This is a genomic window from Ktedonobacterales bacterium (genome assembly GCA_036557285.1).
Lineage (GTDB): Bacteria > Chloroflexota > Ktedonobacteria > Ktedonobacterales > DATBGS01 > DATBHW01.
The window spans coordinates 1-20,913 of the sequence record DATBHW010000072.1 but is presented as its reverse complement, the minus strand read 5'-3'; the positions used below and the strand labels follow the sequence as shown (position 1 = coordinate 20,913).

24 protein-coding genes are annotated in these 20,913 nt (G+C 59.4%); 10 read left to right on the top strand and 14 right to left on the bottom strand.

The annotated features are described in order from the left end of the window. Positions 1–70: 70 nt before the first annotated feature. Entirely contained in the window at positions 71–703 is a 633-nt protein-coding gene (locus VH599_19960; protein HEY7350595.1) for a FixH family protein, read from the bottom strand. A 247-nt stretch (positions 704–950) separates the two neighbouring features. On the opposite strand from VH599_19960, the gene tnpA reads away from it, so the two are divergent. The 6 genes from tnpA (at position 951) to VH599_19930 (ending at position 6,627) form a co-directional block, all read left to right on the top strand. Beyond that, on the top strand, positions 951–1,349 hold the full coding sequence (tnpA, locus tag VH599_19955) for an IS200/IS605 family transposase (protein HEY7350594.1): 399 nt from the start codon (positions 951–953) through the stop codon (positions 1,347–1,349). Next, positions 1,342–2,514, top strand: coding sequence for a transposase (locus VH599_19950; protein HEY7350593.1), 1,173 nt, complete (start codon positions 1,342–1,344; stop codon positions 2,512–2,514). The genes tnpA and VH599_19950 overlap by 8 nt, the downstream gene beginning before the upstream one ends. Before the next feature lie 97 nt (positions 2,515–2,611). Then, entirely contained in the window at positions 2,612–3,937 is a 1,326-nt protein-coding gene (locus VH599_19945; protein HEY7350592.1) for an amidohydrolase, read from the top strand. Positions 3,938–3,960: 23 nt separating this feature from the next. Next, positions 3,961–5,226 (top strand): Zn-dependent hydrolase, encoded by a 1,266-nt coding sequence (locus tag VH599_19940; GenBank protein HEY7350591.1) that lies wholly within the window; start codon positions 3,961–3,963, stop codon positions 5,224–5,226. Between the two features lie 62 nt (positions 5,227–5,288). Next, the gene (locus tag VH599_19935; GenBank protein ID HEY7350590.1) at positions 5,289–5,447 is read left to right on the top strand and encodes a YlcI/YnfO family protein; all 159 of its coding nucleotides are present in this window, start codon (positions 5,289–5,291) and stop codon (positions 5,445–5,447) included. A gap of 4 nt (positions 5,448–5,451) precedes the next feature. Then, positions 5,452–6,627 (top strand): transposase, encoded by a 1,176-nt coding sequence (locus VH599_19930; GenBank protein ID HEY7350589.1) that lies wholly within the window; start codon positions 5,452–5,454, stop codon positions 6,625–6,627. A 95-nt stretch (positions 6,628–6,722) separates the two neighbouring features. Here VH599_19930 and VH599_19925 read toward each other — a convergent pair whose 3' ends face one another. From VH599_19925 to VH599_19915, 3 genes are all read right to left on the bottom strand, one after another. Beyond that, complete coding sequence (locus tag VH599_19925) at positions 6,723–7,577, bottom strand: Rieske (2Fe-2S) protein (GenBank protein ID HEY7350588.1); 855 nt, start codon at positions 7,575–7,577, stop codon at positions 6,723–6,725. 4 nt (positions 7,578–7,581) lie between these two features. Beyond that, on the bottom strand, positions 7,582–8,184 hold the full coding sequence (locus tag VH599_19920) for a sigma-70 family RNA polymerase sigma factor (protein HEY7350587.1): 603 nt from the start codon (positions 8,182–8,184) through the stop codon (positions 7,582–7,584). Between the two features lie 219 nt (positions 8,185–8,403). Next, positions 8,404–9,603, bottom strand: coding sequence for a transposase (locus VH599_19915; protein ID HEY7350586.1), 1,200 nt, complete (start codon positions 9,601–9,603; stop codon positions 8,404–8,406). A 410-nt stretch (positions 9,604–10,013) separates the two neighbouring features. On the opposite strand from VH599_19915, the gene VH599_19910 reads away from it, so the two are divergent. After that, positions 10,014–10,214, top strand: coding sequence for a hypothetical protein (locus VH599_19910; protein ID HEY7350585.1), 201 nt, complete (start codon positions 10,014–10,016; stop codon positions 10,212–10,214). 80 nt (positions 10,215–10,294) lie between these two features. Here VH599_19910 and hemW read toward each other — a convergent pair whose 3' ends face one another. The 7 genes from hemW to VH599_19875 form a co-directional block, all read right to left on the bottom strand. After that, positions 10,295–11,527 (bottom strand): radical SAM family heme chaperone HemW, encoded by a 1,233-nt coding sequence (gene hemW / locus VH599_19905; protein HEY7350584.1) that lies wholly within the window; start codon positions 11,525–11,527, stop codon positions 10,295–10,297. Positions 11,528–11,680: 153 nt separating this feature from the next. Then, on the bottom strand, positions 11,681–13,015 hold the full coding sequence (locus VH599_19900; protein HEY7350583.1) for a peptidylprolyl isomerase: 1,335 nt from the start codon (positions 13,013–13,015) through the stop codon (positions 11,681–11,683). Between the two features lie 103 nt (positions 13,016–13,118). Continuing rightward, positions 13,119–13,400 (bottom strand): 30S ribosomal protein S18, encoded by a 282-nt coding sequence (gene rpsR, locus VH599_19895; protein ID HEY7350582.1) that lies wholly within the window; start codon positions 13,398–13,400, stop codon positions 13,119–13,121. A 201-nt stretch (positions 13,401–13,601) separates the two neighbouring features. Further along, positions 13,602–14,009, bottom strand: coding sequence for a single-stranded DNA-binding protein (gene ssb, locus VH599_19890; protein HEY7350581.1), 408 nt, complete (start codon positions 14,007–14,009; stop codon positions 13,602–13,604). Positions 14,010–14,029: 20 nt separating this feature from the next. After that, the gene (gene rpsF / locus VH599_19885) at positions 14,030–14,542 is read right to left on the bottom strand and encodes a 30S ribosomal protein S6 (GenBank protein ID HEY7350580.1); all 513 of its coding nucleotides are present in this window, start codon (positions 14,540–14,542) and stop codon (positions 14,030–14,032) included. A 628-nt stretch (positions 14,543–15,170) separates the two neighbouring features. Continuing rightward, complete coding sequence (locus VH599_19880) at positions 15,171–15,326, bottom strand: hypothetical protein (protein HEY7350579.1); 156 nt, start codon at positions 15,324–15,326, stop codon at positions 15,171–15,173. Positions 15,327–15,512: 186 nt separating this feature from the next. Beyond that, entirely contained in the window at positions 15,513–16,130 is a 618-nt protein-coding gene (locus VH599_19875) for a DUF6306 domain-containing protein (GenBank protein ID HEY7350578.1), read from the bottom strand. A gap of 269 nt (positions 16,131–16,399) precedes the next feature. On the opposite strand from VH599_19875, the gene def reads away from it, so the two are divergent. Then, positions 16,400–16,972: a peptide deformylase gene (gene def, locus VH599_19870; GenBank protein HEY7350577.1), complete on the top strand. Its 573-nt coding sequence runs from the start codon at positions 16,400–16,402 to the stop codon at positions 16,970–16,972. Positions 16,973–17,019: 47 nt separating this feature from the next. On the opposite strand, the gene VH599_19865 is transcribed toward def, so the two are convergent. After that, positions 17,020–17,400: a hypothetical protein gene (locus VH599_19865; protein ID HEY7350576.1), complete on the bottom strand. Its 381-nt coding sequence runs from the start codon at positions 17,398–17,400 to the stop codon at positions 17,020–17,022. A 157-nt stretch (positions 17,401–17,557) separates the two neighbouring features. Here VH599_19865 and VH599_19860 point away from each other — a divergent pair, with 157 nt between their 5' ends. Together VH599_19860 and VH599_19855 are read left to right on the top strand one after the other, a co-directional pair. Continuing rightward, on the top strand, positions 17,558–18,538 hold the full coding sequence (locus VH599_19860; GenBank protein ID HEY7350575.1) for a CAP domain-containing protein: 981 nt from the start codon (positions 17,558–17,560) through the stop codon (positions 18,536–18,538). A gap of 232 nt (positions 18,539–18,770) precedes the next feature. Then, positions 18,771–19,109 carry a hypothetical protein gene (locus VH599_19855; protein ID HEY7350574.1) on the top strand — a complete coding sequence of 113 codons (339 nt, stop codon included), beginning with the start codon at positions 18,771–18,773 and terminating at the stop codon, positions 19,107–19,109. Between the two features lie 7 nt (positions 19,110–19,116). Here VH599_19855 and VH599_19850 read toward each other — a convergent pair whose 3' ends face one another. Both VH599_19850 and VH599_19845 read right to left on the bottom strand, forming a co-directional pair. Next, positions 19,117–19,788 carry a helix-turn-helix transcriptional regulator gene (locus VH599_19850; GenBank protein HEY7350573.1) on the bottom strand — a complete coding sequence of 224 codons (672 nt, stop codon included), beginning with the start codon at positions 19,786–19,788 and terminating at the stop codon, positions 19,117–19,119. 2 nt (positions 19,789–19,790) lie between these two features. Beyond that, positions 19,791–20,705, bottom strand: a complete 915-nt coding sequence (locus VH599_19845; protein HEY7350572.1) for a sigma factor-like helix-turn-helix DNA-binding protein — start codon at positions 20,703–20,705, stop codon at positions 19,791–19,793. Positions 20,706–20,913: the final 208 nt, after the last annotated feature.

Below are 20,913 nucleotides of genomic sequence, written 5' to 3'. Positions count from 1 at the left end.
GGGGCGGGGTTGGAGCGCCGTCCTTCCAGGCGGCAGGGGTGGAGCCAACCGTCGGTTTTGTGAGGCATTCTTAGTTCGCCACATCCACATCGAACGTTGTGCTGACACTGGCAGCGCCTGGTGGCGTCACGATTACCGCCACCTGCCAGGCTCCAGGCATCACAAACGCGACCCTGGCCTGATAGCGCCCCTGCCCCAACCCCTGCGCTGGCGTCTCATTCGCGCCCATATCCATCGTCACCATCGTTAGCCTGAGTTGGACGCGCGCCGCCTCATCCATCACCTGCCCAGCGCGCCCCCGGACAGTCACCTGCGCCAGCGTGGACGGATCGCTGCTGAATCTTGGCGGATTGGGAGTGAATTGCAGGCTGACCTGAAAGTCGCCAGCAGACTGGACACGCCCGTTGGCAAAAGGGGCAGTGGTATGCGGCAAGAAGCCCCCCAGCGCATCGCCCAGCCCGACCACGAGCAGCAGCGCCAACACGCCCAGCGACACAACAATCGCCCGGCGGCGTATCACGCCCACCGAAGGCGCGGGCCTGGGGCGACTGTTCCCAACGGTCTTCTCGCTCGCGCCGTCAGCAACTCCCGGCCCGGCTTCGGTCTGGTTGTCCTGGCTCTGAATGCTCATTGCCTTCAGCAAAGCGCCGCAAAGCCCTGCAATGCTCACGGGCGCTTCATCCCCCACGATCCAGTATACCATCGAGCGTTACGTTCCTCCCTCTTCGGGCGCTTCCGCTCACCGTTCAAGAGACAGAATACGACTTGTAGCGCCGCCTTCCAGGCGGCTAGCGGTCAGCCGCCTGGAAGGCGGCGCTACAAGTGGCAGCCGCTCGCATGCGCCAGGATTTGATGGGCGGGCCGCCGCATACCCTCGTCTTCAGGCGTGGGTGAGGCGGCCCTTGCTGCGCTGTTGACATGGCATCATCTTCTGTGGTATCCTAGCAAGTATGAAAGAGCAGAGCACAAAGCACACCACGTATAAACTCGGATACCACTTTGTATGGTGTTCCAAATATCGCAAAGCCATTCTAACCGGAGAAGTGGCCGCCGCTGCTGAAACCGAACTGCGGCGGCTGGCTCAGTCCAATGGCTGGACGATTCATAGCCTGGCGATTCAACCTGACCATGTGCATCTCTTCCTTTCTGCCCCACCTGCGATTGCCCCGTCGCAAATCGCCAATACGCTCAAAGGGGCCAGCGCCCGGATGCTGTTCAAGCAGCATCCTGAACTGAAGCAGGAACTCTGGGGTGGCCATCTCTGGAGTAGATCATTTTATGTGGGCAGCGTGGGCGATATGAGCGAAGACGTAGTACGGCGCTATATTGAGGCGCAGCGGCATGACTAAGAAGACATTCAAGTACCGCTTGTACCCAACCAGGCAGCAGGAACAGACCTTGCTCTTTTACCTGCGGCGCTGTCGTGACCTCTACAACGCGGGCTTGGAACAGCGCAAAGCCTTCTATCAGATGCGCCACGCTTCGCTCTCTTGCTTCACCCAAATCAATGAACTGCCTGACCTGAAGCGCACCTATCCGGCCTATCGAGAAGTTTCCTCGCATGTGTTGCAGGATGTCTTGCGCCGCCTGGATAAAGCCTTTGCCGCCTTCTTCCGACGCGTGAGGTCCGGTGAGACGCCCGGCTATCCTCGGTTTAAGAGCACGAGCCGCTATCACAGCTTCACCTATCCTGACGTGGCAGGCTGGAAGCTGCAAGAGGACCGCCTGACACTCGCTGGCGTGGGTGACGTAAAAATCAGACTGCATCGCCCGCTGGAAGGGAAGATCAAAACCGTCACCATCCGACGCGATGTAGACCAGTGGTACGCCACGTTTTCCTGTGACATACCAGAAGAAGCGCCGTTGCTTCCGTCCGATGCTGCTGTTGGGCTGGACCTGGGCGTCATGTACTTTGCTACGTTGTCTACTGGAGAGCATATTGAGAACCCCCGGCACTATCGCAAAGGCTTGAAGCGTATCAAGATACTTAGCCAGGTCAAGGACCGACGCAAGAAGGGGAGCCATCGCCGGAAGCGGGCGGCTCTTGCGCTGGCAAAAGCCCATCGCAAAGTGCGCAATCAACGGCAGAACTTTCAGCATCAGCTTTCCCGCCGTCTCGTGAACGAGTACGGGCTGCTGGTGATGGAAGACTTGTCCATCCGGCCTATGACCGCCACCCCTGAACCGAAGCCAGACCCGGACCAGGAGGGCGCGTATCTGCCCAATGGGGCGGCGGCCAAAGCAGGCTTGAACCAATCGATCTTAGATGCTGGTTGGGGCCAGTTCCAATCCTTCTGCATCGCCAAGGCTGAGAGGGCCGGACGGCGCGTCGTATTGGTAGACCCCCGCATGACAAGCCAGCTTTGTAGCCAATGTGGCGCAGTGGTCCACAAAACCTTAGACCAGCGTTGGCATTCCTGTGAATGCGGCGCAGAACTGGACCGCGACCACAACTCGGCAATCACCATCTTGTTCCGGGGCCAGGAAGTGGCCCACAGTCCTACGGGGCTGTAGAAGCCCACTGCTTTAGCCGTGGGTACTTCACATGATCTGCCCACGTCGCATAAACATAACCGCCTTGCGTCATGTTCTCGTCGAGAGGAGCGCGCCCATGCTCGAAATCCTCAGCCCTGATCTGCTCTGGTCTGATGGTCAATTTACCCCCGATCTCAGCCTGCTCATAGACGATGGCGTCATTCAGCAGATCGATGCTGCGGCCAGATTGCAGGCCGCCTTTCCCCAGGCCCAGGAAACAAAGCTGGCGGGGCAGGCGCTGGTTCCAGGGACCATCAACGCCCATAACCACTCGTTTCAATCCCTGGTGCGCGGCTTTGGCGATGATCTTCCGTTCTTTCAGTGGCGCGACAACGGCATTTACCGCTACTCGCTTCATCTGGATGAAGAGGGCGTCTACACCGGCGCGATTCTGGCCTTTGGCGAGATGCTGCGCTACGGCGTGACAACCGTCGTTGATTTCTTTTATCTGCACCACGAAAGCAACGATTACGACCTGGCAGTCATGCGCGCGGCGCATGACGTCGGTATTCGGCTGGTGCTGGCGCGCTGCCTGTACAATTGGGAGACCGGCCCCCAGCCCTATCGAGAGCCACTGGAAGACGCCGTAGCCCGCACCCGCGATCTGGCGCGGCTGGCGCGCGAGCGCGACGGCGGACGGAGAATGGTGAATGTACAGCCCGCGCCGCACAGTCCACACGCCGCTTCGCCAGACATGATTGTCGCCGGACACGCGCTGGCCCAGGAGCTTGATACGCCCTTCCACATCCATGTTTCGGAGGGGCGCTATGAAGTGGAGATGATTCAGGAACGCTATGGCCTGACACCCATTCGCTGGCTGGATTCGTTGGGCGTACTGGATGATCGCGCCGTTCTGGTGCACTGCGTCTGGGCGACGCCCGAAGAGATCGCCCTCATGGGCCAGCGAGGCATCCACCTGGCCTATAATCCGGCCAGCAACATGTTTTTAGGCGATGGCATCACCGATATTCCCGCCATGATCGCGGCTGGAGTGCGCGTGGCGCTGGGCAGCGACGGCGGGTGCAGCAACAACCGCACCAGCATCTTCGACGAGATGCGCACCTGCGCCCTGCTCCAGAAGGTGAAACGGCTGGACGGCGCGACACTGAGCGCCGAAGCAGTCTTTACAATGGGTACAGCCAACGGCGGCAGCGCGCTTCGGCTGCCCATCGGTGAGCTTGCCCCCGGTACCCGCGCCGATTTTGTCGCCCTGGACCTGACGGACATTTCGCTCCAGCCGCCCAACCGGCTGCTCAAAAACATCGTCTACGCCATGTCGCCCCAGGCCATCCGGGGCGTCTGGGTAGATGGCACGCAGCGCCTGCGCGACGGCGAACTGACCGGCTGGCTCTCGCTGCGCGAAATTAGCGCGCGGGTGCAACTCCTAACCAAAGACTGGTAAAAGCCGAAGAAGAGGAAACCATCATGACCCATATGAAGATCACGCCCAACGCCGGGCGGATGCAGGCCGCGATTGAGGCGCTGGCTCAGCTCACCATCCCTGAGCAGCCCTACACGCGCCGCTCGTTCACGCCGCTCTATCGCCAGGGACGCGAACTGGTGGCAGGCTGGATGCAGGAGGCCGGGCTGGAAGTCTCGCTGGACCAGGCCGCCAACCTCGTTGGCCGACGACCCGGCAGCGTCGAGGGGCTGGCGCCTCTTGCCATTGGTTCGCATACCGATACCGTCCCCGGCGGCGGGCGCTTCGACGGCATCATCGGCGTCGTGGCGGCGATTGAGATCGCGCGCTGCCTGCGTGAAGAGGGCATCACCCTGCGCCATCCCCTGGCGGTAGTAGATTATCTGGCCGAGGAACCCAGCGAATTCGGCGTCTCCACCATTGGCAGCCGCGCCCTGGCCGGGGCGCTCTCGCCCGAACACCTGCGCCTGACCGATGCAACCGGGCGCACCCTGGCCGAAGGCATCAGGCAGATGGGCGGCGATCCTGAACGCATCAGCGAGGCGCAGCGCCAGCCTGGCGCGTTCGCGCTCTCGCTCGAACTGCACATTGAGCAAGGACCGGTGCTGGAAGAGGCGCAGATACCCATCGGCATTGTCACCGGGCTGGTTGGCATCCAGCGCGCCCAGATTACCCTGGAGGGCGAGGCAAACCACGCGGGTACCACGCCCATGCGCCTGCGCCATGACGCGCTGGCCGGGGCCGCCGAGATCATTCTGGCGCTGGAGAGCCTCTGCCGCGCCGCCAATGGCAAGGCCGTCGGTACCATCGGTAAGATCAGCGCCGCGCCCAATGCCAGCAACGTGATCGCTGGCCGAACTGAACTGATCGCCGAGTGGCGCAGTGTTGACCCCGCGCTGCTGGCCGACCTGGCAGCGCGTTTTGAGGGCCAGATCCACGAAATTGCTGCCCGTCGAAGCCTGCAACTCAGCTATCATGCCCTGTCTGATACCGAACCGATCCAGATACCCCAGGCGGTTCAGCGCCTGCTGATGCAGACCTGCGAAACGCTGGGGCTGCGGGCGCATCCGATGCCCAGCGGGGCGGGCCACGACACCAATCATGTTGCCGTTCTGGCTCCGGCTGGCATGGTCTTCATCCCCAGTCGCGGCGGGCGCAGCCATTGCCCGGAGGAGTGGTCCGAACTCGACGCGATTGCGCGAGGGACGCTGGTGGTGGGGCGGGCGCTGCTCGCTTTTGATGAGTGGGCCGCCGCATACCCTCGTCTTTAGGCGTGGGTAAGGCGGCCCTCGCTGCCCTTGACATGCCGTTCTTCTCGTTATATAATGACGGCATGGAGAAACAACGAGAGATCAAAATTACGGTGCGTTTTCCGGCAGCACTCATTGAGGCGTTACGGCCTCTGGCAAAACAGGAAGATCGCTCACTGAATGGGGAGATCGTTCAGGCCGTGCGTGAGTATCTGAAGCGCAAACAGAAACGAAGCGAGTAGCAGGATGGCCATACGGACTGCCTTCAAGTATCGGCTGTATCCGAACAAACAGCAAGAGCAGACGTTGCTGTTTTACCTCCGGCGGTGTCGTGATCTCTACAACGCGGGACTAGAACAACGCCGCGCCTTCTACCAGATGCGCCGCGCCGCGCTCTCCTGTTTTGCCCAGATCAACGAACTGCCAGACCTGAAGCAAACGTATCCCGCCTATCAAGACCTGCCCTCGCATGTGTTGCAGGATGTCTTGCGCCGCCTGGATAAAGCCTTTGCCGCCTTCTTCCGGCGTATCAGGAACGGGGAGACGCCAGGCTACCCGCGTTTCAAGAGGAGTGGTCGCTACCATTCGTTCACCTATCCTGACGTGGCCGGGTGGAAGCTGCAAGGGGACCGCCTGAAACTGGCAGGAGTCGGGGATGTGAAGCTACGCCTGCATCGGGAGATACAAGGCACGATCAAAACGGTGACAATTCGCCATGACATCGACCAGTGGTACGTGACCTTCTCCTGTGAAGCCGAAACGCCCACGCCCTTGCCGACATCCGAGCAAGCGGTAGGCATTGACTTGGGCGTCATGCACTTTGCCACCCTCTCCACTGGGGAGACAATTGAGAGCCCGCGCCACTACCGCAAAGGCTTGAAGCGGATCAAGCTCCTCAGCCAGATCAAGGACCGGCACAAAAAGGGCAGTCGGCGTCGGAAGAGAGCGGCTATCGCCTTAGCCCGTGCCCATCGCAAGGTGCGCAACCAGCGGGCCAATTTCCAGCATCAGCTTTCCCGCCGTCTGGTAAATGAGTATGGCCTACTGGCGATGGAAGACCTGTCGATCCTGAACATGACCGCCACGCCTGAACCCAAGCCGGACCCGGAGCAGGAGGGGCAGTATTTGCCTAATGGGGCAGCAGCGAAGGCGGGGCTAAATCAATCCATTTTCGATGCTGGCTGGGGCCAGTTCCAACAGTTCTGCACGTACAAGGCTGAAAGAGCCGGGCGGCGCGTGGTGTTGGTGGACCCCAAGTATACCAGCCAGCTTTGCAGCAGTTGTGGTCAGATCGTGAAGAAAGACCTGTCTGAGCGTTGGCACTCCTGTGCGTGCGGGTGCGAACTGGACAGAGACCACAACGCTGCCATCAACATTTTGTGTCGGGGCCAGGAAGTGGCCCACAGGCTCACGGGCCTGTAGAAGCCTCCTGCGCAAGCTTCGGGGTACTTCACATATCATTGTCCAGAGAGCGCGCCGCTGCTATATCACGGATGATATATTACTGTCGAGATATATTACTGGTAATAGTCTGGGGATGGCTCCGGGGGCGTCTCTGAGAGCGCCGCTGGAGTCTGTACCCAGACCTGCCCGTCCCGCACCTGTATTTGCAGGCGTGGCAGTGAGCGCAGATACCTCTGGCTCCCATTAGCCGGAGCGCCATAGCGAGTAAAGGTTCCCGCGTGACAGGGGCAGTGGAGTTGGCGGTCCTGGCTATTCCACCCAACGATGCAGCCCATATGCGTGCAGGCCGCCGACATAGCGATCCACTCTGGTTCTGGCTGACCGTCTTCGACATCGGGAACCTCGTCATTATGGAAGACATAGCCAACCAGTGTCTCTGTGCGAAACTGAACCATCTGGCCGGGGGCGATCTCAGCGACATTGCCAACCATCAGCCAATCCTTGCCAAGACCAGTGAGCGGTATATCCCAGGGCGCCGCCTGCTGGTTGCTGGTAAGTTTCTGCTCCATCACTCCGCCCAGCACAGCCCCGGCTGCCAACCCCGCTGCCGCCGAAAGCCCTCCAGCCAGCAGCGAGCGCCGCGATACACCGCTGGAACGGGGCGCGGGAAGTAACGAGCGGAACCAGCGGCTTCGCCCTCTCAGCTTCCCTTCCAACTGCGCTTCCAGTCTGGCGGCAAAAGCAGGATCAGGCTCAGCCGCGCCTGGCATAGCAGCCCGAAACAACGCAGCCATTTGATAGGCTTTTGCCTGGCCCGGCGTCATTCGGCGTGGGCGGCGCGGACGCTTTTCCTGTTGCAGGCGCTCCAGGTGGCGCTCAAACTCCAGGTATTCTTCCAGCCGTTCAGCCTCATTTTCTTTGCCCATCTCGCTCATGTCTATATCGCCCCAGTGATCGTCTGTCCCCATACACCTACCCAACCTCTGCCGCTTTTTTGAGCGCACGAAACTGCAACACCTTCACATTGGCCTCGCTCAGCCCCATCCGCTCTGCTGTCTCCTTAATAGATAAGTTCAACAAGAAACGGCAGGTCAGTACCTCCCGGTAATGGGGGGGGAGCAACTCCAGCAGATGGCGCACCCGCTCTTCTGGCCGATAGGATGCCAGTTCCACCCGCTCTTCTACTGGTTCTTCCCAGCCCTGTTCCAACATTGACTCTAAGGAAGTGGCCCGCACTTTATAAAACGCTCGCCAGTAATCGGCTATCGTGGTGCGCGCCACCTGATAGAGCCAGCTCTGAATACTCTGGCTGCCGCGCTCACGGTCCAGCCCGCGAACCGCTTTTAAGAAGACCTGCGAGGTCAAATCCTCCGCCTCTTCCCGGTTGCCTACTTTGCTATAGACAAACCGATAGACCACTCCCAGGTTCTCCTGATAGAGTGTGCGAAAGGACTGCGCATCTATGGTAGAAGACGCTGAAACTGACCGATTTTTGACGTTTCTTGCGTTCTCTCCTGCGTCTCCTTCGCGTCTCTCGCCTGCACGTTCAGCCTGCTCAACATTCCGCCGTCGCACCAAGAAGCTCCCTCATGAGGTTTCGGTTCGTTCTTGTTTGCTCCGTTTTCCCCGCCCCTCACTCTCACCACGCCCTCCTAAAAGGGTCTACGCTCACATGTTACGCGCTCTTCAGCACAACAGCAACCAGGGTCGTTGCTGCATAGAGAAAGAATGTCTCGCAGCGTGGAAGAACAGCGCATTGACACTCCCGCAGCCTTTCGGCAGGGGATTCTTCCTTCATCCAGCGGACGCAACAGAAGCCAATCGCTTGACTCTGCTGGAGGTCTGCTGTCCAGAAGCGTTGCGTTCCGCCGAAGCGGAACCCGTTCCCGCCTGCCCGGCGGTACGGTTCAAGGCCAGTTCTAAGATATTGAGGGCCGCATTATGGTCCCTATCCAGCACCAAGCCACAGGCAGGGCACACGTGGGTACGCATCGAAAGCGTCTTCTTCACGCGAAAGCCACAGCCGCTGCAATCTTGCGTGGTGAAGCGTGGGGAGACAGCCACAATGGGGATGCCATGCAGCCCGCCATAGGAGCGAACCCAACCGAGGAGCAGCCCCCAACTGGCATCGGCAATACTCTTTGCCAGATGGTGATTCTTGACCAGACTGGCTATTTTCAAGTCTTCGTAGGCAATCAGGTCGTGAGACGAGACGAGCGCACTGGCGGTCTTGGCCGCGAAGTCTTTACGCTGCCTGCTGACTCTCAAATAGCCGCATCCCAAGCGTTTGATGGCCTTTTTCCGGTTCTTGCTGCCTTTGGGTTTGCGGTCGAGGCAACGATGCAGACGCTTCAGTTTCGTTTCTGCCTTGCGCAAATAGCGCGGGTTGGCAACCGTGTTGCCGTCCGAGTCGGTATAGAAGGCTTTCAACCCTACATCAATGCCAACCTGCTTGCCTGTTGGCTGGTGGTCTATCTGCCGATCTGCCTGGACGACAAACTGCACGTAGTAGCCATCCGCCCGCTTGAGGAGGCGCACGCGCTTGATCCGAGCGATGGGGAACGTTTCAATGGAGCGCGTGCCAATGAGCCTGACGGTGCCGATGCCGTGTCCATCAGTGAAGGTGAGCCGCTTGCCGTCCGGTTCCAGCTTCCAACCCGAAGTCTTATACTCCACAGAACGGTTGTCGTGCTGAAACTTCGGGTAGCCTTTCCGTCCTGGCTTCTTTTCCCGGCAGTTAGCATAGAAGCGGGCAATGGCTTGCCAGGCGCGATCAGCAGCGGCCTGGCGCGCCATCGAATTGAGCCGGGCGGCAAAGGGATACGCTTGGGCAAGCTGCGCGCAGAGGGCCTGCAAGTCATACTGGCCTATACCGCGCCCATCCATCCAGAGGCGCAGCGCCTTGTTGCGCACAAACTGCGTCGTGCGGATGGCTTCGTCAATCGCGGCTTGCCGGCTCTGGTTGACCCGCAACTTGTACTCGGCGATCAGCATTCATCCCCCGCTTGCGGGCGGCTTCCCGAATGGCAATCTCCAGCATGGCTGTGCGCGAAATACTATCCATATCAGCCATCGCAGCCAGGAGATGCAACGCTTCTTCAGAGAGACGCAGACTTGTTGAACGTTTTTTCATGTGGAAAGTGTACCACATATTGCGGTGCATGTCAATACGCGAACGGGCGGCGCTTCATCCCCATGCTTAAAAGCAGGGGCTTTCGCGCTCGCCCTTGGTAAGCAAAGCAAACCATGCCAACACACCCGAAAAATCAGCATGCGCTGCTTCCCAGCGCGTTTCTGGCATGCCCCATGCAATAAAGTCTGGTAAAGAAAAACAGCTAAATCTCACGTCGGCCCGGTATTCAGCCCAATTGGGTCGGCCTGATTTGATCTTTCAGGAGGACTCTATGGCGACCCACGATAGCCCTACACCCGGCAACACGCCGTCTACATCGTTACGCATCTTTAGCCGCAAAGAGGCCGAGCGCCTTGAGGCTCTTCGCCAACGATTTCGGCTTCACGGTGAATATTTCGAGCGTGTCATTGACGAGCGTCGGCTGGAATTCGCGCGCTGGCTGACAGAGCAGGGTCGCCTGAATGAAGACTAAGAGCCGCTCTTGTTCACATCAGCGCGCAGTTCACCCTTGATGAAGTGTGGGAAGGGCATCTGCGGCTATGCCCTTCTTCCTCACTCTGGCAGCAGCCGGAGAAAGACCTCATTCCCAAGCAAGCGTCCCTGTTCGCTCAGGCGCACCATCCCATCCGCACGTTCCAGCAGCCCCGCAGCCTCAACCGGCGCCAGGCGCGCCCCAAAGACCTCCTCAAAGCGCGCCCCAAAGCGCCGCTCGAAGAGGTGCTCTGAGAGGCCGACGTTCAGGCGCAGCGCCAGCATAGCCGTCTCGGCCATCTCCAGGTCCGGGCTGATCTCCTCCGACCCTACAACGGCCTGCCCATCGCTTTGTATCCGCTGGATATACTCAGATACCTTCAATGCGGTGGAAAAGCGCCGTCCAGCAAAAGACGAATGCGCGCCCGCGCCAACGCCTAGATAGGGCAGGTTGCGCCAGTAGGTCAGGTTGTGCTGGCATGCCTTGCCGGGCCTGGCCCAGTTCGAGATTTCGTATTGCCTATATCCAGCCTCGGCCAGCCTCCGCTGTGCCAGCAGATACATCTCTGCCGTCACATCCTCATCCGCCGGGCGCACGCGCCCCTGATCTACCCAGCGATGCAGCGGCGTCCCCTCTTCCACAATCAGCGCATAGAGCGAAAGGTGATCGGGAGCCAGCGCCAATGCGCGCGCGAGCGTAGTTTCCCACTGCTCCAGAGACTGGTCAGGCAGCCCAAAAATAAAGTCCAGGTTGATATTGTCAAATCCGGCCCGCCGCGCCAGCGAAAACGCGCGCTCAATCTCTTCGGGGCCATGAATGCGGCCCATCCAGCGCAGCAGCCCGGCGTCAAAGCTCTGCGCGCCCATGCTGAGCCGGTTCACCCCCGCAGCGCGCAGCGCCAGCAGATACGGCTCCTCCAGCGTCCCAGGATTCGCCTCCAGCGTAATCTCCGCATCCGTCTGCACCACAAACGCCTGCCGGGCTGCCCCCAGCGTCTGTGCTACCTGCTCTGCGGTCAGCAGGCTGGGTGTTCCGCCGCCAAAAAAGATCGTCCGACAGGGCCAGGGTTGATCCACTGGCCTGCCAGCCGCCCCGGAGCCGCGCGCCAGTTCGCCAGCCCAGGCTATCTCGCGCAGCAGCGCCTCTACATATGGCTCGCGCCAGCGAAGCTGCCCGGCATAGGAGTTAAAATCGCAATAATGGCACTTGGCATGGCAGAAAGGGATATGCAGATAGAGCGAAAGCGTCCCCAGCAGCGAAAGTTCCTCTTCAACGGCTGCTGACACGCGCGCTGGCTGTTGTGTTGCTATCACAGCTTTTTCCAGTCTTGTCCGGCATAGCGGGTGATGCTTCTCTACTTCTTGTTCCTGATGAAGAACCGGGCTGCTGCATGGCCCTGGTGGCTCAGATGCAGCAGCCCTGCGCGCTGCTTATCCTGTCAGAAGCTAGCTTCAACGCTGCTGTAACTACGGCCCGATGGGGGGTACCGGAGCGCCAGGCTGATTTGCGGGCGGGCCGGCAGGCAGGTCCGCCGGGAAGTTATTCGGGTCAAGCGTCTTGGCTGAATCTATCGTGCCGATCTGCGTCTGCGGCAAAGCCTTGATGAGCCGAACCCAATTATCGAGCGCGGTTGACTTCAACGATGCTTGCTTGGCAGCGCCGATGGGCCGATGTGGGTCAATCGCGGTGATATAGTAAATGTTAAACTGGCCCTCGACAATTTTGATCGCCGGGCTTAAGTCGCCTGCTTTGCGGGCTGGATCAAAAAGCCAGGATACAGCGGCTGATCCACCGGCGGCGTCTGGATCGCCAGAGATCACCCAGCCCATATCGCCACCCCTGGCCTTTGTATTCGGATCGCGCGAGCTGCGTCTCGCCAGCTTCTCAAACGCTGCTGGCAGGTCCGCCGCACTGGCGCTCCTCAACTGGGTCAAAAACTTATCCGCTTCCTGCTGGCTGTTGGCCTGCATGTCCCAGCTATGGACCTGCAAGGCCGTCGGGCCGATCAGGCTTTGCTGGTACTTATCCATATTGTCACGTCGGACGAGAATCGCCAGAATCTGGCGGAACTCATCTTCCGACATCTTGGCTTTGCTCAAGAACGTGCTATAAGCCACTGTCGGCGGGAAGGCTTTCTTGAAAGCGTCTAATTTGGCGTTGATCTCCTTGTCGCTGGCCTCCAGCGTAGACTTCGGAACCCCACGCGCCTCAAGCTGAGGAATCTGCGCCTGAATCAGAATATCGTCAACCAGGTCTTCCTCTGACCTGGCGCTTACCGTGGGAATACTATACTGCTGTTGCAGGTTTTGCTGCTGGGTAGTCAGGTCGCTGACTTCCTGTGTCCCTTCCGCCTGGGTTTTCGGATCGGTTGAATTCGCTTTTTGCTGCGCAGCGGTCAATTGCTGTTGAACAGATGCAAGCTGGTTGGAAAAATCTTGCGCAAGATAAAAATTGAGTTTGCGGAAGAGGCTCTGTGGAATCTTCTGCCCGTTCACGGTGACAATCGGTTGAGCAGGAACAGCGTAATTCACGTAATAGAATGAATAGCCAAGCACCCCCACAACCGCGAGAATCACCACAATCGCAAACGTCCAGAACGCGCGCGCCTGGATTTTTGTCTTCTGGCGGCGCGAAAGGTGCTTGCCCCAGCCAAATACCAGCGGCTTGCCATCGCGGCGCTCTTCCACCCGCGCCGTCTGACGGCGATAGAGGCGTCCCCTGGCCTGACGCGCCTCGCGCGTCTTTCCAGTTGGCGCTTCCTTTGACTTCTTCGATGATTTCGGTAGCGTCTGATTACTCATGGTTGCGAAGTTTCCCCTGTTCGCGTGGCTAGAGCGGCCCGCATACGAGCGCCCGCGCCGGGCGGGCGCTTTCAGCTATCCAACGCTCGCCCGGCTTGATGCGTTACGCGCCTCGGATATGTTCCGCCGTATAGGGCAAGAGCGCCATATGCCGCGCGCGTTTGAGCGCAACACTCAGGCGGCGCTGGTGCTTCGCGCACGTACCTGTCTTGCGACGTGGCTCAATCTTGCCGCGATCAGAAATGTAGCGGCGCAAGCGAGGCGCGTCTTTGTAGTCAATCTCACGCACCCGATCCACGCAAAATGCGCAGACCTTTCTCCGTGAACGATAGTCGCGTCCGCCGCCCCGTCCACCACGCGGCCCGCCGCCCTCAGACCTTTGCATGTCTGTACTCCTCTTGTGTGTGGGTTTGCCGACAAGAAGGGAGAAAGAACTTGTCGGCACAACATGATTCTACAAGGCTGAACGGGAAACAGGCACGCCAGTAACGCTGGCTCGGCCAGCGACCGCTTCTGGTGTATGCCTGCCTCCGTTCAGCAGATTTCATCGCTAAGAAAGACGTTTCACGAAGCCAAAACGTGGTCTTTAGAACGGAATATCTTCAGGCGATTGATCGCCCGCATCCCCATACCCGCTCTCGCCGCCAGCGCGCGCAGGAGCGCCCTCTTTGGGATCAAGCATCTGCATATCACTGGCAACCACATCCCAGACGGTCCGGTCCACTCCGTTCTTATCGGTATATTTGCGCGACTGCATACGCCCTTCGATAAAGACTTTGGAGCCTTTATGCAGGTAGGTATTGCATGTCTCCGCCAGCCGCTCCCAAGCCACGATTGAGAACCAGTCGGTCTCTTTTTGCGTCTCGCCGGTTTCCCGGTTGCGCTGCACGCGATTCACGGCCAGGGTAAATTTGGTCACAGCTTTTCCGCTGGGTGTGTATGACATTTCTGGGTCACGCCCCAGATTCCCGATCAAAAAAATGCGATTGATCATGTGCGCGCTCTCCTTTGGAGCTACGCCTCGCCCTCAAGCTCTTCAGCCGCTTCCGGCGCAACCTCTGGCTCTTCAGCCTCAACTGGCGCTTCGGCTTCGGCCACAGCCAGATCAGGCTCTGCTTCCGCTTCGGGCGCCGCGACTTCCTCAGCCAGCGCCTCTGGCTCAGCCCCCGTTTCATCTGGAGGCTCAGCAGCGGCAGCCGCTGCCGCCTGCGCTTCCCTGGCACGCTGCGCAGCAATTGCCCGCGGATCACGCCTCACCATCATGTGGCGGATCACCTCTTCAGTCACCTTCAGATTGCGATCAATGTCCAACACTGTCTGAGGAGTGAGGGAAAGGTCTAAGAAAAAGTAGAGGCCCTCGCGGTGCCGCTCAATCGGAAAAGCCAATCGGCGCCGCCCCCAGGGGTGAACCTTCACCACCTGGCCTCCATTGGTCTGCACTATGTGAGTTACCCGGTCAAGGATTCCCTTTGTTTGCTCCTCACTCGCTTCGGGGCTGACAACGATTCCCAACTCGTAGTCCCGCACGCTATGAACTCCTTCCTGTGGGTGTGCGCCCGGTCAGTATGCTCATCTGGGAGCAGGTTGAGCGTTGCCGGGGCAGGATGGATAGGTATGCTTCACACTTCGCCGCTGCAAAATGTACTGCGCCATTATAACACTCAGCCCCGCAGGCTGCAACCACCGACGACCAGGCGCGCAGCGATCCCTGGCATGGCCTCTTGCCAACATCAGCAGAAACAATCCGTCCGCGTATACACCTCCTGCCGGAGCGCCCGCAGACCCTCAACCAGATTGACATTCTTTCCGCTGTTTCGTCTCTCCGGGGGAATCGAACGGGTCTGCTCGCCCCTTGCGCCACGTCATTCTTTTCAGCCTATCCAAAAACGGAAATGCGGTGGCGATTGCCTCGCCAGTCCTCCTGTGCTGGCTGCTTTCGCCGACTCTGCCTGGCGGCTGTCAGCCTAAAAATGAGGCGGTACAGCGCATCGCGCCATACCGCCAGCGGACTGAAAGCGTGCCTCTCAAACGTGCTTCTCAAGCGTGTCTGCTGTGCCTTTTCTTCAGGCAGGTTACCCTTTGGCTGCTCACCTGTTTACACAAGGAGCCGTCCATACCAATGCCGCCCCTGGTTCTGCTGCTCACATCCGATGGTTTACAAGCCGTGAGTAATGGTGCTAAAAGCGTTCCCCAGTTCAGGGCCAAAAATCATCAGCACCACCACAACCACCATCGCCACCAATACCAGGATGAAAACGTACTCGATCAGTGCCTGTCCACGCTCCCCAAACCGATTCAATTGCCTGGTCATACTACCTTCCCTCCGCCATCAACCTGCCCTGAGAGGCAAGTCTGGTTCTGAGAGCCTCCGCCTGCTTCCGCTGGTCCCTCAGCTGCTTTTGACTCTTAGCGAGGATTGTACCTGGTGCTTCAGCTTTTTGCAAGCTTTTTAACCAACTGTCCTATGGAAATGGGCTGAAGCGGTGAAGCGTAACGGTTAGAGCGGCTGATTGGCTTCATCATCCTCACTGTGAGTCAACCGTGTGCGGCGAGAATCCTCAGCGCGGCTGGCCTCGCCGCGCCTGCTCTTGAAATCCGTCTGCCTTTTATTCCTACTGCGATAGGGAACCTCCCGCCCTTCAGGTGAAGGGCGTCTTTCCGCTGCATGGCTTAAAGAAGTATTCTCTTGCTGGCCTTCGCGCATACCAAACGCTGCGGCGCGCTGCTCACACCAGGCAATATTGGGCGCGTGAATGCGATATAACTCGGCCAGCAACTCGCGCACTTCCTCCGGCAGTTGTTGGTCCTCCAGTAAGGTTTTGAGGTTTTCAAGCACCGCTTGCTGCTGTTGAGCGAACAGACGCAAGCGCGCCGCGAAATGGTCGCGGGCGCGTAGCTGCGTCAACAATGGGCCAATCTGGCGGCTGGGCATTCCACCAAGCGCTTCTATCTGTCCACGCAGACTGGCGCAGGCCCATGCCTCCTCGCCGCCGATCCGCTGCAACATCTCGCGCTCCAGCACATCAGCCGACATCCTCGTCAAATCAACCAGCGCCTCAACCCCTGCGCGTTCAGCCTCTAGCAGCTTATTCAGCGCGCGAATCAAATCATCCATGACGTGTAAACCAACCCTCCACTTTCTAGCAGCCCAATGAGCAGGTCGGAGCCTTTTCCCGGCAGGCGCCTCAACTGGCTCCATAATACACGTTCCTGGCAATCCACCAATCTTCTCCCTTCAGACAGAACGCTGGCAGCACAAACCGGGCCAACTTACCGCGATAGAACTTGAGGGGAGCGTCCCTCTGCTTGACACAAACCATCGAGCAAGCCTATACTGGGCGCAGAAATACGGTGTCTGCCTTCATCTTCCAAGGGATAACAGGAATGGCGCTGAGAAAAATTATCACCATTGAAAATCCCATCCTCCGCCAAAAAGCCAAGCGGGTCACGCGGTTTGACGCCAGCATCAAGCGGCTGGTTGACGACATGATCGAGACCATGCGCGCCGCCAGTGGAGTTGGTCTGGCCGCTCCGCAGGTAGCTCAATCGCTGCGCATCCTGGTGGCCGAATTCGAGGACCGCCTGGAAGTACTCATCAATCCAGAAATTGTGAAAGAGAGTGGTGAGCAGATTGGCCCTGAAGGCTGCTTGAGCATTCCCGGCTATATTGGCGAAAATATCAAACGCTCGATGATGGTCGTCGTCAAGGGGCGCGATGTTCATGGGAAAGAGACCCGCATCCGCGCCGATGGCTTCTTTGCGCGCGTCTTGCAGCATGAGATTGATCACCTCGATGGCATTCTCTATCTGGATCGCCTTCAGCGCCCGGAGGATCTGCGTCGCGCGGAAGAAGACGAGGAAGTCAGCGAGGTTAAGCCCGAAGCCCCCAGTAAAGCGGCCAGCACAGCAGAGGTGGCTGGCAGCAGCGCCCAGGTCAGAGAAAGCAGCGCCAGCTAATCTGCTGTATCTGGCGTCTGACTTTCAGCAGCGCGCATGGTCATATGCTAACGCTGCTGGCGGCGCACCATCTTGATACGCCCATTGCCCAGCGCCCGCTGACAACGATGGCAAATATAAAAGCCTTCCTCTTCCCGATACAGGAGATCAGCCTGGCGATAGTAGAGATAGCAGATACCGCATCTGGCTGTACCCGTCTGGCTTGCCAGGTTTCGGTCTTGCTCAAATTGCTGGCGCAAAGATTCGATTAAGTGGGTGAGATCGGCACGCGCCTGCCCATCACGCTCCAGCCGCTCCTTCTCTTCACTGCGCTCCACACGGTCCACTCGATCCGCGCGCTCTTTTGGCTCCAGACGATGTTTCTGTTCATGAGCCTCGCCTGGCTCACGTCCCTTCCCAGGCCCGCGATCTTGCTGAGAGTGCTTCATACCCCTCCTCGTTTTTCGCCTATCACCCAAAGTCACCTCATTATATGGTCTGGCAGCCACAAGCGCAAGCAGCTCTCGGCGACCTGGCACATCCTTTGCAAACAGGGGAGAGCCACGAAACGATAAACCCTTCTCCGGGGAGTGGAAAGCAGGAACGGTGCGACACATTCGGCTGCTGGCTCTGGCTGTGCTGGCGCTTCTGGTGGTGGCAGCCGATCCCTGGCCCACCATTCAGCAGGCGTTCACAGCCCTGATTACGCCTGGCCCATCCCCTGGCGCCTGTCCCGCGCTGCCTCCCAGCCCGGACTATTATACTGGCGGCGGAGAAGCGGCAGCAATAGCGGCGATCAATCACGCGCGTGCCAGCGAGGGATTAGCCCCGCTCACCCTTCCCAACAACTACTGGCGCCTTCCACAGGCGCAGCAGCAATTCGTGCTGGTGAACCTCGAACGCGCCAGTCGTGGACTTTCCCCGCTGCGTTGGGACACGACGCTGGCCCAGGTTGCCGCAGCCTATAGCCGTCAGATGGCGCAGCTTCATTTTTTCTCGCATACCAGCCCTATCAGCGGAGACTTTCAAGATCGTCTGAATGCCAATCCCCGGATCGCCAACCATTACCAGTCCATTGCCGAAAACATTGCCGGGAACTGGGCGCCTGCCGCCGGAGCCATCTACGAGTATCTGTATAATGACGCCGCCGAACACTGCGCGCATCGTCAAAATATCCTTAACCCGCAGTTCAATGTTATTGGCATTGGCGTTGCTTCTGGCGGCCCCTGGCACACGCTGTCGGCCCAGGAACTGCTTGCCTCGAATCCAGACAACCCCTATATCACCAGTACACCAGCCGACACCACTCCCCCCAGCATCCGCCTGAGCGGCGCGATAAGCGCACCAGCAGCGCGCCTGCATATCATCGCTGCTGCCAGCGATAACCAGGGGATCGCCAACATCGCCTGGTATCTGGATGGACTGGGCCAGCGATACCACCAGGGGACAGACTGGACACTCTACGCCGAGACGCTGACGCCAGGCGCACACGAGATCACCGCCTACGCGGTGGACCAGAGCCAGAATTACGCAACAGCTACGCTCTCGTTCACAGTCGGCAAAGCGGGGATCACCCTCAACAGGTGAACCGCTCTTCTCCCGATCTTGAACCAACCTTCCCAAGAGGAAGGCAAGGCACAAGCTCCAGGGATTCTGGATTACCGGGCATGCGGTGATACTCAGGAGGCATTCTCACGTTTAATCGGGTAGGAGGCTCCATCCAAGTTGTAAAACATGAGGAATACACACGCTATGCGGCAGACAAGGAGGCAGGGACACAGAAGCCGTTTTTAGCTTCCAGGGGAAGAGGAAGACACGCATGGACCCGATACACATCCTTACTTCAGAGCAAGCCAGCAGCGACCAGACGCTGGCCGCATCAGAACCGCTCCTTTATTGGTCCAAGCCAGATGCGACCAGGGAGCAGCACGCCAGGCGCTTCCTCAAGGTCTTGCTCCCTTCTATTCCATTGATCGCCTTCTCAGTTGATTTTCTCTACGCCTATATTGCCCAGGCCAGCGCCGATCTTGCGGCAAACCGTCCCATTAACGCCGAGCGCCCTTTCTTTGGCGCGCTGCTGCTGGCGCTGGTGATGAGCCTGCTGTGCATCTTTATTTATCATGGCGTCCTGAAAATCTTCGCCGAGAACCAAAGCTGAGCTTTGCTCATCCTTCGCCGTTCTCCGCAAGCCAGCGCGCGCGCTGCTCTGCCGCCATAGAAGGGCTGTGCTGCACCGCTTCGGCAAAGCTCTGTGGCTGGACAGAACGACCTTCTGGCTGGCTGTTTTTCCCAACCGAGCGACGGCGCTGGAAAGCAGGCTGAAGCTCAGCGCCTGGTGTGCTGCGCAGCAAGGCCCAGACCTGGTCTTTCGACACGGCCAACGCCTCGGCCAGCCGATCCGCCAATTTCTGTGGCACGCTGGCGGCGATAATGCGCCCTTGCTCCAGCTTCTGAACAACATCGGCCCCTAAAGCCAGCCGACGCGCAAGCTCCACCAGCGAAAGCCCGCTGGCTCTGCGCACCTGCGCCAGCGTGTTGACCGGAACGGCGCTCGTCTGGGGCAGTGTCGCCGCGCTAAAAACCGCGTCGAGCGCCCGCTGCCGGGCGCGCAGGGTAAGCGCCTCCATCTCCACTGTCATGGGCAGCGCCGCCTCCTGCTCATCCAGATCGGTAGCATACAGTCCCGCGACAAAGTCGCTCAGCTTTTCAAGCTGCGCCGGATAGCGCAGCGCCACCTGACGCAGCAAGGCCGCCTCGCCAGCTTCATGCGCCGCCGCCAGTTCCATCTTCGCTTGCTGCAACTCACGTGACCCTTTCTGCTTCTCTCGCTGTACCATTGCTAGGCTCCTTCGCTGGCCGCTTCGCGTTCGATACACTCCCGCAGAAACGCCCGCGCCCGCTCGTAACGCAGGCGCATGGTTCGCTCCGTCTTTCCACACAGACGGGCAATCTCATCCCATTTCAGCCCTTCCAGCGCCCGCAAGGTGACAATCGTGCGGTCCAGAGGATCAGCCAGGTACGTCAGCACCCGCCGCGCCTCCATAATGGCGTGGAACGACTCAATATCATCCGAGGGGTCGGCCAGGCGCGCCCCACTGGCGCCCATCCCGCTCTCTTCCTCCTCTTGCGTGGCATGAATCCGATCCACCAGCGCCGCTGGCACATGGGTCGGACGCCCCGCCGGACGACCCTCTTCATCCCGCCGATAGCGCAGACCCTCCTGGCGCAGCACCGCGTTAAAATTATCGGCGCAGAGGCAGCGCAGATAATGCGTGAAATTCAAAATCATAAACTCTTCGCGGGGGTCCATTGCCTCGCGCAAGACTTGTTCGGCCATGCCGGCCATTGCATCTTCCATCAGGTCAGGTCGGTGGCGCAAGCCCAACGAACGCCGTTGAAACTCGCCCTGGCAGCGGTCCAGCAAGACCTCGCTTAACAGGCGCGCCCGCTCGTGATCGCCCCGCGCCACAAACGCCCGAATACCCAGCACCACATGCGCCTCCGAAATCTCATAGCGCCCGCTGCTGCCACGTTTCCAGAGGCGTTCACGCACCTCTGGCTGCTGTGGGTCCACCTGCGTCAGCACAAAATCCTTGCTGACCTGCTCAACCGTCTGGCCGCGCCAGGGAATCGCCTCCCGCGCTTCCTCCCCCTCCATTTCCGTAAACGTGGCATCTGGCTCGACAGGCTGCGCCCGACCCATCGGGTTTGCTGGCTTGCCCAGCGAGGCAAGCGTCCCTTCTGACTGGTTCATCGCTGCCCTTGCGTCCCCCAATCTCTCAAATCTAAGCGTTCTCTATCCTTCATGTGTGTTACCGGGACTCAGCGCGGCGTTGCTCGCCACATCCTCTTTCTGCAACGCCCTTCCAAAAGTGGAAATATCCCCGCGTTGGGTGTTCCCTTTCACTATGCCGCGCACTTCACGCGCTCTTTCTGCCGCGCACTCATTGTACTTCACCGCT